Consider the following 15,490-nt stretch of genomic DNA (forward strand, 5'->3'; position numbering starts at 1 on the left):
TGCTTCGTCCTCTCTAGGGTGGGCGTTTGACGACTTCCTCTAACAATCACAATAAGGAATGCAGAATGGCTTTCGCGCGTCGCGAATTTCTTACTGTTTCACTCACCTCGGCCGCAGCGCTGGCGGCTGGCAGTGCGCTGGCAGCTACCAATACCCCCTCCGGCGATCCGTTTGGCCTCACCCGTGACTGGAACGGGACACCGGCTACCGTCATGCCTGATCCTGCCTGGGAGATTCATGACAAGGCATTTACCGGGCGGCTGGGCAATGCGATGGTAGAGCGCCTCTGGAGCGGCGGTCGCTGGACGGAAGGCCCCGTATGGATGGCGGATTGGCACTGTCTTCTCTTCAGTGACATTCCTACCGGGCGAATCCTGCGCTGGAATGAGGATGACGGTCGCGTCACGGTGTATAGCGCCCAGTCCAATAATGCCAATGGCCATACGCGTGACCGAGAAGGGCGGCTGATCAGCTGTGAGCACGACAGTCGTCGGGTAACTCGCCTGGAGCATGACGGCACAATCACGGTACTGCTGGACGCGTTCCAGGGCAAAAAGCTCAACGCGCCGAATGATGTGGTCGTTGCGGCTGATGGCGCCGTCTGGTTTACCGATCCGGGCTATGGAATCCTGGGGGCATACGAAGGCCATAAGGCAGACTTTGAGCTGCCGACCAATGTCTATCGCATCGATCCACAAAGTGGCGAGGCCCAGGTGGCCGTAGGAGATTTCCAGCGTCCGAACGGTATCGCGTTCTCACCCGATGGCAAGCGCCTGTATGTCAGTGATACGGCCGGCGGCGGTGATCCGGGCAAGCCCTGCCATCTGCGGGCGTTTAACGTGGGCGAGGGCGGCAAGCTCGATGGGGGGCGTGTCCTGATCGATGCAAAGAACGGTGTAATCGATGGATTCCGCTGCGATAGTGATGGCAATCTCTGGTGCAGCTGGGCTGGAGATACGGCTAACAACAGTGTTCGCGTCTTTTCGCCTGAAGGTCAGCCACTGGCTACCCTGCATCTGCCAGAAACAGTGTCCAATGTGGAATTTGGTGGGCCTAAGGGCAACCGCCTGTTCATTACTGGTGGGCAGTCACTCTATGCCACCTATGTGAATGCAACAGCTGCCCGTCGCAGCTGAGCGGCATGAGGTTGGCCAAGCGCAGAATGCCGTCGCGCCTGGCCAAAGAATGTTACAGGCCGAACGGGTAGGTCTCGTCTGCCGAACCTGCCGCTTCCGAATCGCCCAACGGCGTAACGGCCTGGGTTTCCTCAATCCAGACGAAGGCATCGAACTGATCGGCCAGTACCGTTTCGAAGTAGTGGCTCATGCGCTCGGTTTCAGGTCGGTAGATGACGCCGATGGCGCGGTTGAGATTTAGCTCACCCAAGGCCTCACGCAGATCCTCTCGCCGGAAGTCCCGCCAATCAGTAAGAGACACCGGTACACCCGCCTTCAGGAAGCGATGTTCCCAGCTGTCGTGACGGGAAGGACGAACCTGCTTGATATACATCTCGCCATCCCAGTCGTCTGCTGCCGCGACGGTTCCCCGGTCAGTGCCCATACCAATCAGGACGGCCTCCCGCTCGTAGGCGCTGCGGCACAGCTGACCAATATTGAATTCACCGCGCCAGCCCATGGCAGTCGCATCGGCATTGCCCACATGGGAGTTGTGTGCCCAGACAATGGCTTTTGCCTCCGGGCCACGGTGCTCCAGAAGGGTTTGCAGGGTATCGAACATATGTCGATCACGTAGGTTCCAGGAGGCGACCGAACCGCGGTACATCGCCCGGTAGTATTGCTCTGCCGCCCGGACCACTCGAGCGTTCTGCTTGGCGTTGAACAAGTCTTCTTCATCCTGCGCAAGCTCTTCAAGCCGGGTGGAGAGCAGGTTGTGCAGCTGGTTGACGACTGCGTCTTCGCAGGAGTCCTTTCCGGCGCGCTCTACCAGATGACCATAGATAGCCGGCTCGTCCTGCCAACGGGAAAGACAGCTATAGCGCTCCCGGGCCTGCTTCGCTAGTTCCGGGTCGGTTTTGCCCAGGTAATCCAGCACCTCGGCGATGGAGTTGCGCAGGCTGTAGACATCCAGACCCCGAAACTCTACCCGGTCCTCAGGGGCTCGTTGCTCGTTATAGCCGCGTAGCCATTGTGTAAAGGCTTCTACGTCCGTATTACGCCACATCCAGGTGGGGAAGCGCTTGAAGCCCGTTGCCTTCCAGTCATCGTCTGTTCGCCCGCGCACGTAGCGATCTATGTAGCCGGCGTCCGGCCAGTCCGCCTCGACGGCCACGATCGAAAACCCATGGTGCTCGATCAGGTGGCGGGTGATGGCGGCGCGGGTCTGATAAAAATCGGATGTGCCGTGACTGGCTTCGCCGATCAACACCACCCGTGCATCGGCGTAGCGATCGAAGAGAGGGCCAAAATCAGGGCTTTCCAGGTCCGGAAGCGGTTCTGCATAGCGCCTGAGCATGTCGATCGTGTATTGATCCGAGGTGGATGATCGACGCAGGAAGCGTTGCAGTCGTTCTCTGGCCGGTGCGCTCATGGTTGTTACCTCGCGAATGCAGTGAGGCCCTTTATCCATGGGCGGTAGGGTGCGGTCATGCCTATATCAGAGACAGGGCTCGGCAGGGGGATGTTCCAGCCATGCGACCAACGCACTGGCGTCCAAACCAGTCATCGGCAGGGGCTCCGCTTCGTTGCGACATTGTTACAGACGCACGGTCAACCGAATTCATCCTGCAATCACGAGGAGGACCTCTATGTCATCCAATGTCGAGGTGTTGGACCGAACCATTCAGCAAACGAACCTGTGGCTTGACGATATCGCCACGCACCTGGGAGCTCCTGATCGACAGACGGCTTATCATGCCTTGCGCGCCGTACTGCTTTCGGTACGAGACCGTATCGGAATCGATAACGCGGCTCACCTGGCTGCCCAGTTGCCCCTCATGATTCGCGGCATTTTTTATGAGAACTTCCATCCGGCGGGCACACCCACTCAGGAAGAAACCCAGGACGCCTTCCTGAAAAAGATCAGCAGCCTTGTATCGCCCTCAATTGATCTGGATCCGCACAGAGCGGCCAAGTCGGTGCTACGTGTCCTGTATGAGCGTATAGACCCCAACGAAGTCGCCAAGGTCGCCAGCCTGTTCCCCATGCCGCTGCGTAGCCTTTGGCCGGAAGACACCGGTGTGCCCGGCACTCGGGAAGGGGAAGCGTAAGATGCACATCAACGTTGAAGAGCTGGACCAGTCCGTAAAGCAGGCCTTGCAGTGGATCGCGGACGTCGATGAGCGCATGGGAACTCGAAACCGGCGTCTTGCCATGACCTCTTTGCAATGCACGCTGCAAGCGGTCCGTCGGCAGCTTGATCCTGATCAGGTCGCGCGTCTGGCCAAGTGTCTACCCATTCCATTGAAGGGGGCCATGTTCGAGAACTGGCGCCCGGCAGCACCTAGTCCGGCTACAAGCCGTAGCGAGTTTTTGGGCCGCATTGAGGAAACCGTTTTTCGCAACCTCGACATTTCGGTCGAGCGCGGCGTCAAGGCGTCCCTTGAAGTGATGTGCAAGAGGATACCGGCTGAAGTCGTGGCCGAGTTTGCCGGACGCCTGCCATTCGACCTGCGCAGTTTATGGAGCAATGAGCCCTTGCCCTATCCAGGACACGGAGCAGTTTGAGTTTTTTCCAGGTAATTGACTCAATGCGGCTCAAGCTCTGGCAAACCGTGTCGATACAGTGATCAGGCAGGCAGCTTTCCACCCTCCTTCGCTGCCTGACTTCTTTTTCTGCCCCACCTGTTGGGGCTTCTTTTTGCCCGTTAAAAGGCACGGACCATTGCGCTCAGGACAGCAGGCAGAACGCTGTGCTAGTGGCTCGCGGCTCCTCTGCGGCCCGCCCACATCACGCACCACAGTGGGAGGGGAAGGGTAGTGATCAGCAGAACCCACAGCAGGGTGTATACCGAGTCGACGCCTTCGTTTTGCAGGTTGATGAACAGCTTGACTGGAATCCCCTGCGGGAAATAGCTAAATACCAGCACGATGCCAAACTCGCCTATCACCCTTACCCAAGTAATGGCCAGTGCAGCGGCCAGCCCGCGGGCTGCCTGGGGTAGGGTGAGCCGCAGAAAGATCTGCCAGGCACAGGCCCCCAGCGTTCTACCGGCTTCTTCGGTCTCTACCGGCACCTGCTCAAATGCCGAGCGAGCCGACAATACAAAGTAGGGGAGTCCGCCGTAAATTTGTGCCAGGACAAAGGCGGCTGCGTTGTTATTGAGTTCAAGGCCAATGGCAGAAAGCACTTCCCCCAGCGAACCATAGGCTCCGTAGGCAGATACCAACAGGATACCCAGCGCCAGGGGCGGCGCCAGCAGGGGTACGAGAACAGCCACTTCCACTGCGCCTCGCCACACGGATCGAGTCCTGGCCAGCCATACGGCCAGGGGCAGGCCAAGCAGAATGATTATCGGCAATGAGATAGCGCTCATGCCCAGTGATACGGCCACTGCCTGGCCATCGCCATAGGCAAGGTGAAAGCCTGACCAGGGCGTGACCAGTACCAATGTCATGAAAGGGATGATCAACAGAAGGACCGCCGGTATCCCCAACCAGAGCGCGTTCAACTCAGATCGACCCACCTTTCGGGCGGTCATAACCGTTTTTCTCGAACAGCGCCTGGCCTTCCGGACTCTTCATGAACGCAATGAATTGTTGAGCCTGTTCAGGATGAGGTGCGTTTTTTAACACGGCGGCATAGAACACCAGCGGCTGGGTATGGAGCGTCTTGCGCTTGCCTTGCGGGTCGGTAATCTCGAAGCTGGCTTGGTTGTACCAGTCTGCCTCCATGGCCGGATTGCTCAGATTGATCTCGTCCGGCAACTTGACATAGGGCAAACCGGCTGAGCGCGTAGCACTTTCATAGCCGGAGGCTGCGTCGACCTGACCGGCTTCCAGCCGCGTCAGCAGCCCACCTTCGGCAAATACCTGCTGCGGATTTCGCGTGTCGCCCAGTACCTTTTCAGCCAGATCAGGCTGATGGTAATACCGGCTGGCCAGCATCAGCGTGAAGATAATGTTTTGTCCCTGGGGGTCGGTTACCGGATCGGTGCGGCCAAAGCGCAGTGATGGTGTCTGCAGGACTTTCCACCAAGGAGTCGCCTGCGTCGGATTTTCACTGGCGGCGCGAAATGCCTCGGCATATTTTCCCTTCGGGTTGTAGGCGATCACCATGCTGGTACTGGCGACCGGTTCGGCGGTATCGACCAGCCCGGCCTTTTGCAGAACGGCAATCGGCCCAGGCGTGATGGATACAAAAACGTCCGCTACCACTTTCCTGGACGCCAACAAGTTGGCCATGCCATAGGCGCCCTGGCCTTGTCCCTGGTAATTGACCTGTTCACGTTGCGCGAAAGCCGGGCCAAGCGACTTGTCCATCACCACGCCCATCGACCCTGCATAGGTCACACGAAAATCATCAGCCGCATGGGCGGGGGAGGTCGAGAAGAGGAGCGACACAAGTGTAACGCCCAGCAGGCGTGAAGGAATAAAAGCTTTCAGAGTGAGGTTCATCATGCATAATCGCTATATAGTTAGCTATATAACGATAAGGATTTTCAATGCGCTGTCAATGAACGTGACGGCGCTAGCGCTGAACGTGCTTGAGGCCACCTGTTCGAAAGCGGTTGGAAGAGCACCTTTTTGCAGGCAATAAAAAACCCGCCGAAGCGGGTTTTGCTAACCATACTCGACATCCCTGGCAAGCTGCCATCCTGGCGTGGTCATTCGTCCTTGATCTCCCTGAGCGCTTCCTGCGCTGCAGTCCGATGTGTGTAGATTACGCAGGAGAAGACGCGGGCAATAGCGCTGAATACAGGCATGCGATGTAAGCCTTTTGCTATTGCGTGAGTAAGACGCCTGTAAGTCGACCGTTAGGGCTTCTTCTCGTCAGAGGCTCTGGCAGCGGGTGCCAGCTCCTGCTTGACGCCCTGCTCGCTGGCAGGGCTGGACACGGCGCCTTGCGCCTGCTCGTTGGTAGGCTGACTGCCAGTCTTGTTGTCTTCGGAAGTCTTTTCACAGGCGGCCAAGCCAAGCGCACTGGCCAGCAAGACGGCAGAGGCAAAAGTCTTGTGCATGATGTTGTCCTCGGATGGGTGCGTTATTTCGAGCCTGCACCCGGAGGCGAGTTCCTGAGCGATCCTCCGGCACTTTCGTCCATCTGCTTTAATGACGTAACGACGAAATAGAGGGAATGCTGCATGAGAATCGCATGGATACTACTGTTGGTGACAGTGGCAGGATGCTCGAAAGTGTCTACCCCAACGGAGTCCGCAGATACCCCGGACTGGTTAAAGGCCAGGATCAAGTCGTTACAGGCGCTGCCTGAGGCCAATCCGCCCAGACGTATTTTCAGGACGACGTTTGAGGGAGAGACCGCTTATTACGTTTCTCCGGCCTGCTGTGACATACCCAGTGAACTCTACCGGGTTGACGGTACGTTATGGTGTTATCCCAGCGGTGGCATCGCCGGTGGTGATAGGCGCTGCCCTGCGTTCAGTCTGGATCGCCAGCGCATGGAGCCTATCTGGCAGGACGAACGTTCCTCCAAGGCCAGCCGCACGCCTGCCAGGAACTAGGGTGCCGTTGTACTCTTGAGCCTGAACATCGGCAAAAGTGATTGCCCGCGTACGGATCCTGGCGGCTACGGCCTTGAAATACCGTTTAGCTGATCTATTCCTCAGAAATATTCTAGACGGCTGTGTTTGTTTTGGCCTGTGGTAGACTAGCCAACTCTTTGTTTTTAAAGGAAATCAAGAGGCATGCCCATGCCGAATCGGTATAGGGCAGATAGGAGCGGCATTAGACGGTAGTGTCTCGTCAGCCAATGATGGCCGCCTTTTTGCGCCAATTCTCTTTTTCTGGCGCCTTCCATTACAACGCCAAAACTAGAACAACGGGGATATACATTCATGTCCAAGCCCAAGCTTAGTCTTGCCTGGCAGATTCTCATCGGTCTTGCCCTGGGAATTGCAGTCGGAGCGCTTCTCAACCACTTCAGCGGCGAAAAAGCCTGGTGGATCGACAATGTTCTCAAGCCAGGCGGCGATATCTTCATTCGCCTGATCAAGATGATTGTCATACCCATCGTGATCTCCACCCTCATCGTAGGCATCGCCGGGGTAGGGGACTCGAAAAAGCTGGGGCGCATCGGCCTCAAGACCATCGTGTATTTTGAGATTGTCACCACGATTGCCATTGTGGTGGGACTGATGCTGGCCAACTTCTTCCAGCCTGGCTCGGGGATCGACATGTCTACCCTGGGTACGGTGGATATCTCCCAGTATCAGAAGACCACGCAGGAGGTTCAGCACGACCATGCGCTCGTGGCGACCATCCTCAACCTGATCCCTTCCAATATCTTTGCTGCGGTGGCCCGTGGCGAGATGCTGCCCATCATCTTTTTCTCGGTGATGTTCGGACTGGGCCTAGGCGCGCTGCCTGACAGTACGCGTGAGCCCGTGGTTCGTGTGTTTCAGGGCATTTCCGAAGCCATGTTCAAGGTTACCCACATGATCATGCGCTACGCGCCCATCGGTGTGTTCGCGCTGATTTCGGTAACCGTGGCCAACTTTGGTTTCTCCTCGCTGCTGCCGCTGGCCAAGCTGGTGATCCTGGTTTATGTCGCCATCCTGTTCTTTGCTCTGGTGGTGCTAGGACTGGTGGCCAGGCTGTTCGGCTTCTCGGTGATGAAGCTGATCCGCATCTTCAAGGACGAGCTGATTCTGGCGTATTCCACGGCCAGTTCCGAAACCGTACTGCCGCGTATCATCGAAAAAATGGAAGCCTACGGTGCGCCCAAGTCGATCAGCAGCTTTGTGGTTCCAACAGGGTATTCCTTCAATCTGGACGGCTCGACGCTGTATCAGAGCATTGCCGCCATTTTCATCGCCCAGCTCTATGGCATCGATCTGAGCCTTGGTCAGCAGCTTCTGCTGGTCCTGACCCTGATGGTGACCTCCAAGGGCATCGCCGGTGTACCGGGTGTGTCCTTCGTGGTGCTGCTGGCTACCCTGGGCAGCGTGGGTATTCCATTGGAAGGTCTGGCATTCATTGCCGGCGTGGACCGCATCATGGACATGGCGCGTACGGCCCTGAACGTGATCGGTAATGCCTTGGCGGTTCTGGTCATTGCCCGTTGGGAAGGTTTGTACGACGCTGAAAAAGGCGAGCGTTACTGGAACTCCCTGCCGCATTGGCGTCATGATAAGACGCAGGCATACGGCAACATGACCAAGTCGGATATTGCACAATCCTGATCGAAAAGAAGCCGCTGAAAAGCGGCTTCTTTTTTGGGTGCAGATTGGTGACCGGCCCGTTTTTCGTCTGTCAGGATACCTTGCTGAGCGAGATGAACCCGATGTTTTCCAGGGCCGAAGCGATCATGGCACCGGTTTCTTCGAGTTGGCTGGCAAGGTCATCGCTCGAAACCCGCATTGACCACTCTTCCTCTTCAAGCGGCGGCCAGGGTTGTTCAGGGCTGGCCTCTACCTGATCCACTGCATTCAGGAAGGCACCCAGGTCTGGCAGGAAAACGGTATAGCCATCCCCCTTGAGCGCCATGGTACGAATGCCCAGCAAACGGCAGATTTCCGCCTTTGCGCCTACTTCTTCGCGGTCCGCCTGCCGGGAGCGCTCGATCAGAGCTGCCAGCTCTGTATCCATGAGGCGCCCCCCATGAATCAGCTCAGGACCGGACTGCCAGGTTTCAGGCGCGCAGTCCTTCAAATCCGGGCGCAGCGGAATATGCGGATTGATTTCCATTGGGTAGATCCGGCAGACCAGGGGGCGACGCTCATAGATCGAACAGCGATTACTGTCGTCCAGGTTGCGGCACGGGCCAACGTTATACGCGGCGAAGGTGATAGAGACGTAGGCCTGTGTATTGCCGCAACGAACCGGTAGCGAACGGCGCTGTACATGCTCACGCTGGTTGACAGGCACTCCGTAGCCATTGTCCAGAAAGCCTTCGACCAGAATGATCAATTGGCCGCCATCGGTTGCCCAGGCCTTGGCTTCCTGAAGCGTCAAAGGGACGTGATGATCGTTGCAGCACTTGCCGCAGCCGTTACAGGCGAATCGAGTGTTCATGTCGGACCCAGAACTGGTTGAACGAGCGGCGGAAAACAGGCACCGCCGCCAGGAAAACCTCTTCCGAGCAATTAGCGCGCCAGCCTTGCAAGGGCTGGCGAACCTGTTAGTGCTCGATCATCTCGCGGATACGAATGGCCAGCTTTTCCACGGCAAAGGGTTTGGTGACCATTTCCATACCGGGCTCCAGAAAGCCGCTCGCCAGCGTCGCGTTTTCAGCATAGCCGGTGATGAACAGAACCTTTAGGTCGCTGCGTAGCTCGCGGGCGGCATCAGCCAGCTGGCGACCGTTGAGTCCGGGTAAACCAATGTCGGTGATAAGCAGATCGATAGGCTGGGATGACTGAATGATCTTGAGCCCGGACGGTCCGTCATGGGCTTGCAAGGCCTTATAACCCAAGTCCTTGAGGACCTCGACGATCAGCTCGCGAACAATGGGCTCGTCCTCGACAATCAGCACCGTCTCACCGTGCTCGGTGCGGTAGGCGTCGGTCAGGCCTGTTTCTTCGCGATCCTCTTCGTGCGAGCCCTGAAAGCGCGGTAGATACAGTTTTACCGTCGTACCGATGCCTACTTCAGAATAGATAGTGGCATGGCCCTCGGACTGGCGAATAAAGCCATAGATCATCGACAGGCCAAGCCCCGTACCTTGTCCGATGGGCTTGGTCGTGAAGAAGGGATCAAATGCTCGCTCAATGACTTCCCTGGGCATGCCGACGCCGGTATCGGTTACGGAGATGCACACATACTGTCCAGGCTTTATGTTGCGCTGGCGTGACGTATAGGCCTGATCCAGATGGGCATTGCAGGTTTCGATCACGAGACGGCCGCCGTTGGGCATGGCATCGCGCGCATTGATCGCCAGATTGAGGATGGCGCTTTCCAGCTGGTTGGCATCGCATAGAGTGATCCATAACCCGCCCGCAGTGACCATCTCCATCTGAATGCTCTCGCCCAGGGTGCGATGTAGAAGGTCTTCCATCGAGACGACCAGCTTGTTCACATTGACGGGCTTGGGGTCCAGCGGCTGTCGGCGGGCAAAGGCCAGCAGGCGATGAGTCAGCGCGGCAGCTCGGTTGGCGGAGGTCATCGCGGCCTTGGCGTAACGCTCGATAGCCTCGACACGGCCCTGGGCCAGGCGGGTCTGCATGATATCGAGCGAACCGATGATGCCGGTCAGCAGGTTGTTGAAATCATGGGCGATGCCACCCGTTAGCTGTCCCAACGCTTCCATTTTCTGCGACTGACGCAAGGCTTCTTCAGCCATTCGCAGCGCTTCGGCCTGCTCCTTTTCCGCGGTGATTTCTCGACCTACGGCATGGATGAGCGTGCCATCCGGAACGGCAATCCAGGACAGCCAGCCGTAGCTGCCATCCTTGCGCAGGTATCGGTTTTCGAAGCGCATGGTAGTGATTCCCTTGGCGAGACTTTCTGTCTCGGCCAGGGTGCGCTGCCTGTCATCAGGATGGGTAAAGTCGAAGTAGGAGCGGCCAATCAACTCCTTTTCGTTCCAGCCAAACAGTGTTTTCCAGGCCGGGTTGGCCGCCGTAATGGTGCCATCGAAGCGGGCCACCAGCATGACGTCTGTTGACAGTCGCCACATCCGGTCCCGGTCGGCGGTGCGTTCGGCTACCTGCGCTTCCAGCGTCTCGTTCAGCTTGCGCAGTGCCTGCTCCGCCTCTAGGCGCTTGAGTACGGCCCCGGCCGCGCGCGCCAGCGCTTCAAGCGTAGCAATCTCGGCCGGTTCAGGCGTATGGAGTCTGGCCCAGTACGCGCCGATGGCAGCGGTAGCGCGTCCATCGCTGACCAGGGGTACCATCACAAGACTCTTGATGAAGGTAGGCGTGTAAAAGCGTTTGATCAGCCTCGGATCATCCTGCACATCGGGAATCACTGCTGTTTCCAGGTGAGTCATGGCCCAGCCGGAGATGCAGTCGGTGATGGCGAACCGTTGACCCTTCCACAGCGGTTCAGGCGTGATCTCGGCAGCGTAGAAACACTGATCGCCTTCGCGCAGCACGATCGCGACCCCATCGGCATTGGAAAGCCGACGTGCTGCATGGCTCACGATCTCGATCAGCTCCTCCAGCGTGTGGGCGGAAGGTGCTTTCTCGATGGCCTCGGACAGCAGCTCTAGGCGGTTGCTGCGCTCATGTGCCAATTGCTCGGCCCGCTTGCGTTCGGCCAACTCGTTCTGGGCCTTGCGGAAGAGACGGGCATTGTCGATGGCAATGGCCGCCTGACCGGCAATGCCATCCAGCAGGTATTCGTGCTCTTCGGTAAACATGCCGGGCTCGGCGTGGCCAAACAGCATACCGCCAGTACCTCGCCGGAGCGTGAAACCACCGGGACGGCCAGATAGCTGCGCACTGGCAAATGCCCTTCAGGCATTCCAGCATGGGGGGCGCTTTTTCCGTAACGGGGGTCTTGGGTGATGTCATCAGAGCGTACGATGCCCTCGCCCTTGAAGGTTGGCGCAAAGACGGCGGTGTTACGCGGCATGGGAAAATCAGCAAACGCTTCGCGCGGTACACCCGACAGCGCATACAGCATGTAACTTTCACCCTGCTCGTTCAGCACGTTGTAGAAGAACGCGCCGAACTGCGCATGAATCAACGCAACGGCTGCATCGGTCGCTTCCTGCACCAGCTTGTCCAGGTCCAGTTCGGCAGCCAGGCGAGCGCCAATCCGGTTGAGAATCTCAAAGCGATCCACGTCTGGAGGAGTGAGCGCATCTTGCGGCATGATTGAATTGAGTTTGACATCCAACATGTAAACGGCTCTACAACGGGGCAGGCAGAAACAAAGCCGCCGGCTAGCGGGACCTTGGGTATATGAGGAGGATGTTAGGCTGCTTGACGTGGCTTCGCTCTGTTAAAAACAGGTCGCAGGGCGCGCGTAGGCGATCAAGGCGCGCAGCTACTCATCAGGCTTACCAACAACTTCATCTACAGCCGATGGGCATTGGGCGCGGAATCTACTGGCAGGAGGGGAGGCTGGCAATACAGATCTGACGATCGTCACAGTTTTATGGTCTCAAACCATTTCGTTGTCAGGTGGGGGGATGGCCTCCAAAGAGGCCATCCAGATGCTTAGAAGCGCAAGCTCAGGTTGGCTTTGACATTCTGATCAGTGGTATCGCTGCTGAGTTGGCCGCCGTAGCTGATCCCTACGCTGACCGTTTCGTTCAGGGCCATATCCACTGCGCCTTCGATAACGGCTGCGTTGCGAGCAATCGGTGCGCCTTCCAGGGTGAATGTATTGCCACCCTCGAACGCTGCCTTGTGCTCAGGCGTTACGTCGCCAAAGGCATGCCGCCACCCGAGAGTTGCGCTGGGCTTGAGTTGTACGCTGCCAACCGAGGCCGTAGTCGACGCACGCAAGCCCAGAGTGCTGAAGGTCACGTCTGTATCCTGGGATTTGTTATCCAGCGCCAGGGCACCGCTGCGCTCATGGAAGCTGTCGGTATGCACACGGACATGGGCAAGGCCCACGAAGGGCTCCAGCGTCACCTGATCCTGCCTGATCAGATAACCCAGTTCGCCAAACACCTGCGTGGTGCCTGCATCATAATTAGGCGACAGCCGATCGGCACTGCCCAGAACGGACAGGGTGCGCTTGGCATCAATGTCATGCCAGGTGTGCGCCGCGCCCAGCTTCAGGCTCAGGGCATCCCATTGGGCGCCGGCGTACAGACCCAGATGATAGTTGTCGCTCTTGGACGAGCCCGAGGTGTGGCGCAGGTCGAAGTCACTGTGGCTATAACCTGCCAGCGCGCCCAGGCGCCAGGTATCGTTAAGCGGTGCATCAGCGCCGAACAGGATGCCGGTGGTGTGCGTATCCAGACCTGAGACGTTATGTGTGCTATCGGTCTTGCCCCAGGCGCCAAGGGCTTGCGTCCAGACCACACCCCGGGCGTTATCGCCCATCAGGTTCTGCATGCCCGGCGCGGTATCGGCTCTCGAGACCTGGGCATTATGCAGGCGATCCGTCATGGCGTTACGGACCAGACGGCTGTCCTCGACCAATGCTGTCTGGGTAGAGGCGTGCAGTTCATTCGACAGCGCACGGAAGGTCTGCTGCGCCGTCGCCGTGTCCAACTGTGCCACCTGATCCCACAACGCACTGCCAGCTACGACGCTATCCAGCCCAGCCGCAACGGCACGCTCGCTACGGGTCGTGCCCAGGGAGGCAAAGGTAGTGCTGTTGCGCTCCAGCGCCAACTCAACACCATTGGCAGAGTAGCTGAGCGTGGGCGTCAGAAAGGCATAGTTTGAGGTGACGTTGGCAAAGGTGCCGGTAACCCCGCCATTGGCTGTCAGGATGGAATAACGCTTCAAGGGTTGCCAGTTGCCGCTCTGGACCAGCGACAGCGTGCTGTTCTCGATCGTGGCGCTACCGGTCGCAACGATGCGATCCGTCTGGCCGGCCTCGTTGGTTTCAACCTGATAGACCGCTCCATTGGCGAGCGTGACATTACCGTTCACGCTCAACTGTCCGACAGAATTTCCGGGCGCGACGATGCCGCCCTGGGCCACGACGAGGGTGCCGACCGTACCGTTGCCACCCAGGGTCGCGCCCTGGTTGACGGTAACGGCAGAGTTGGCGAGGCTCCCGTTCACGGCCAGGCGGCCTTCGTTGACTGCTGTGGTACCCGAAAAGCTGCTATTGCCGGTCAGGTCCAGCGAGCCGGCTCCGGACTTGATCAGCGAGCCGTTACCGGCAAGGGTGTTGCCCATCGTATCGTCGACGGACTGGTCCAGCACAAGGGTGGCGTTGTTGGTGATGGCACCGCTGCCAAACGCGCGGGCATAGCCCCTGAGCGTACCGCCGTTGATCGTCGTGCCGCCGGTATAGGTATTTTCGCCACTTAGCGTCAGCTCGCCGGTGCCATTCTTGATCAGCCCACCGCTACCGCTGATGTTATTTCGCCAGGCATCCTTGGCGTTGAAGCCGCCGAGGCTGGCATCCATGTTGACCGTTACGTCGGAGGTGAAGGCCCCGTAGCCATCACCAGCCGCCAACAGGTTCAGACGGCCATAGCCGTTGGACTCATCGATGACCACATAGCCGGACGAGATTTCGGTACTAGCTAGCACATCACGACGCTGGCTGGCGTCCAGATAGGGGAAGCGGGTTTCCAGCAGCACTTCGGCATTGACCGGCACCACGGGCGCAAGGTCTGTCGGGCCTACCGGCGCAAAGCCATAGGTCATGCGTGAGGTATACAGCGCCTTGTCCTGCGCATGTTGCGAGAAGCGGTCCGTTGCCGGGTCGATTGGATCCATGCAGTTGTTGATATCGCCACCGCACTGCTCGGTGAAGTATGCCTGCGCCTGCTGAAAAGCCTCATTGCGAAGTTGGGCGTTATTGGTGAGGTTGTCGATAGCAAAGTAGGTCGCGGTGATACGGCCGCCTATTACATCGAACGGCGAATGCATACCTGCGACGATCCGGTTGTTACCTACCTCCGAGGCGCGCAGCATCAGTTCTTCGAAGCGCTGCGGGATGGCATAGCTCAGGGCAATCGAGGAAAGATAAGCCGCGTTGGTATGTCCACTGGGAAAGCCGCCGTCCGTTTCTGGAGTGCTGCTGCGAGCCGGCCGCAGGGAGGGCTGAATAATCTCTTCCTGGGTCTGGCGCCAGGGGCGAGGGTACTGATAGGCATTCTTGGCGGGTGTAGTGGATGCATCGTTGCGCACCGCACCGACCAGCTGGACAACCTTGCCCAGGGCGGATGAGGTCTCGCCTGCACCGTTGCCCTTGTCGTCGTATTTGACGGTCTGGTTGGAGTCGTCGAACGTGGTGATGGTGGTAAAGGCACCGGAACCTGCGCGGTATCCGTCCGCCAGTGAGCCCAGCCCATCGATGGCGCTATAGCTCTGGTTGCGACGGTCATCGTAATAGGCTGCGATTTCCTGCTCACGTGTCCGAGTATGGGAAAGGTCCACAACATACTGAACGTTACGCTGAAGAATCGGTGCCCCCAGCGCGGTCGGCGTACCGGTATTCCACGTGGCGCCGGGTGTCCAGAGCGTGTTGAAGCCAGACAGCAGGTCTACACCGTTAATGGCGTTGTTATCGGCACGACCGGCCGCTTGTACTGATGCAGCCAACAGGGACAGAACGAACGATGAAGCGACCACACACGAACTGACGTTTGACGGTCTCACTAATGACTCCTTTCATGTATCCGAAGCTTTACGAAAAGGTACAAAGCGGTACAAAGGTCGAGGAGCGTACGTAGCCAGCTTTTCAGTTCTGTGGCGGGAACATGACAATTGGGTTGTGCGATGACGTTTAGGCGGCCATGAAAAAGCCCGGTCTAGACCGGGCTTCAT

General features: G+C 58.2%; 12 protein-coding genes and 1 pseudogene. 5 read left to right on the plus strand and 8 right to left on the minus strand.

Annotation, left to right across the window (positions count from 1 at the left end):
• The first annotated feature begins 65 nt into the window (after positions 1 to 65).
• Entirely contained in the window at positions 66 to 1,136 is a 1,071-nt protein-coding gene (locus PLU01S_RS03395; RefSeq protein ID WP_074822106.1) for an SMP-30/gluconolactonase/LRE family protein, read from the plus strand.
• A 52-nt stretch (positions 1,137 to 1,188) separates the two neighbouring features.
• Here PLU01S_RS03395 and PLU01S_RS03400 read toward each other — a convergent pair whose 3' ends face one another.
• The gene (locus PLU01S_RS03400) at positions 1,189 to 2,547 is read right to left on the minus strand and encodes an erythromycin esterase family protein (RefSeq protein ID WP_074822109.1); all 1,359 of its coding nucleotides are present in this window, start codon (positions 2,545 to 2,547) and stop codon (positions 1,189 to 1,191) included.
• 217 nt (positions 2,548 to 2,764) lie between these two features.
• Here PLU01S_RS03400 and PLU01S_RS03405 point away from each other — a divergent pair, with 217 nt between their 5' ends.
• Positions 2,765 to 3,226, plus strand: a complete 462-nt coding sequence (locus tag PLU01S_RS03405) for a DUF2267 domain-containing protein (protein ID WP_074822112.1) — start codon at positions 2,765 to 2,767, stop codon at positions 3,224 to 3,226.
• Between the two features lies 1 nt (position 3,227).
• Complete coding sequence (locus tag PLU01S_RS03410; protein WP_010795753.1) at positions 3,228 to 3,683, plus strand: DUF2267 domain-containing protein; 456 nt, start codon at positions 3,228 to 3,230, stop codon at positions 3,681 to 3,683.
• A 188-nt stretch (positions 3,684 to 3,871) separates the two neighbouring features.
• On the opposite strand, the gene PLU01S_RS03415 is transcribed toward PLU01S_RS03410, so the two are convergent.
• The 3 genes from PLU01S_RS03415 to PLU01S_RS03425 form a co-directional block, all read right to left on the minus strand.
• The gene (locus tag PLU01S_RS03415; protein WP_173869037.1) at positions 3,872 to 4,657 is read right to left on the minus strand and encodes a molybdate ABC transporter permease subunit; all 786 of its coding nucleotides are present in this window, start codon (positions 4,655 to 4,657) and stop codon (positions 3,872 to 3,874) included.
• The gene (locus PLU01S_RS03420) at positions 4,629 to 5,576 is read right to left on the minus strand and encodes an extracellular solute-binding protein (RefSeq protein ID WP_233432111.1); all 948 of its coding nucleotides are present in this window, start codon (positions 5,574 to 5,576) and stop codon (positions 4,629 to 4,631) included. The genes PLU01S_RS03415 and PLU01S_RS03420 overlap by 29 nt, the downstream gene beginning before the upstream one ends.
• 356 nt (positions 5,577 to 5,932) lie before the next feature.
• Complete coding sequence (locus tag PLU01S_RS03425) at positions 5,933 to 6,136, minus strand: hypothetical protein (RefSeq protein ID WP_074822115.1); 204 nt, start codon at positions 6,134 to 6,136, stop codon at positions 5,933 to 5,935.
• Between the two features lie 174 nt (positions 6,137 to 6,310).
• Here PLU01S_RS03425 and PLU01S_RS03430 point away from each other — a divergent pair, with 174 nt between their 5' ends.
• Complete coding sequence (locus tag PLU01S_RS03430; protein WP_083397827.1) at positions 6,311 to 6,637, plus strand: DUF6970 domain-containing protein; 327 nt, start codon at positions 6,311 to 6,313, stop codon at positions 6,635 to 6,637.
• A 333-nt stretch (positions 6,638 to 6,970) separates the two neighbouring features.
• Positions 6,971 to 8,317 carry a glutamate/aspartate:proton symporter GltP gene (gene gltP / locus PLU01S_RS03435; protein WP_074822120.1) on the plus strand — a complete coding sequence of 449 codons (1,347 nt, stop codon included), beginning with the start codon at positions 6,971 to 6,973 and terminating at the stop codon, positions 8,315 to 8,317.
• 70 nt (positions 8,318 to 8,387) lie between these two features.
• Here the strand turns inward: gltP and PLU01S_RS03440 are convergent, their stop codons facing one another.
• From PLU01S_RS03440 to PLU01S_RS03450, 4 genes and pseudogenes are all read right to left on the minus strand, one after another.
• Complete coding sequence (locus PLU01S_RS03440; protein WP_010795745.1) at positions 8,388 to 9,149, minus strand: YkgJ family cysteine cluster protein; 762 nt, start codon at positions 9,147 to 9,149, stop codon at positions 8,388 to 8,390.
• 106 nt (positions 9,150 to 9,255) lie between these two features.
• The gene (locus PLU01S_RS03445) at positions 9,256 to 11,463 is read right to left on the minus strand and encodes a response regulator (RefSeq protein WP_216822597.1); all 2,208 of its coding nucleotides are present in this window, start codon (positions 11,461 to 11,463) and stop codon (positions 9,256 to 9,258) included.
• 35 nt (positions 11,464 to 11,498) lie between these two features.
• Positions 11,499 to 11,921: pseudogene (locus PLU01S_RS26095) on the minus strand (GAF domain-containing protein); the annotation flags it as partial.
• A gap of 320 nt (positions 11,922 to 12,241) precedes the next feature.
• Positions 12,242 to 15,322 carry an autotransporter domain-containing protein gene (locus PLU01S_RS03450; protein WP_074822123.1) on the minus strand — a complete coding sequence of 1,027 codons (3,081 nt, stop codon included), beginning with the start codon at positions 15,320 to 15,322 and terminating at the stop codon, positions 12,242 to 12,244.
• Between the last annotated feature and the right edge of the window lie 168 nt (positions 15,323 to 15,490).

Origin of the sequence: Pseudomonas luteola NBRC 103146 (genome assembly GCF_002091675.1) — a bacterium.
Classification (GTDB): Bacteria; Pseudomonadota; Gammaproteobacteria; order Pseudomonadales; family Pseudomonadaceae; genus Chryseomonas; species Chryseomonas luteola.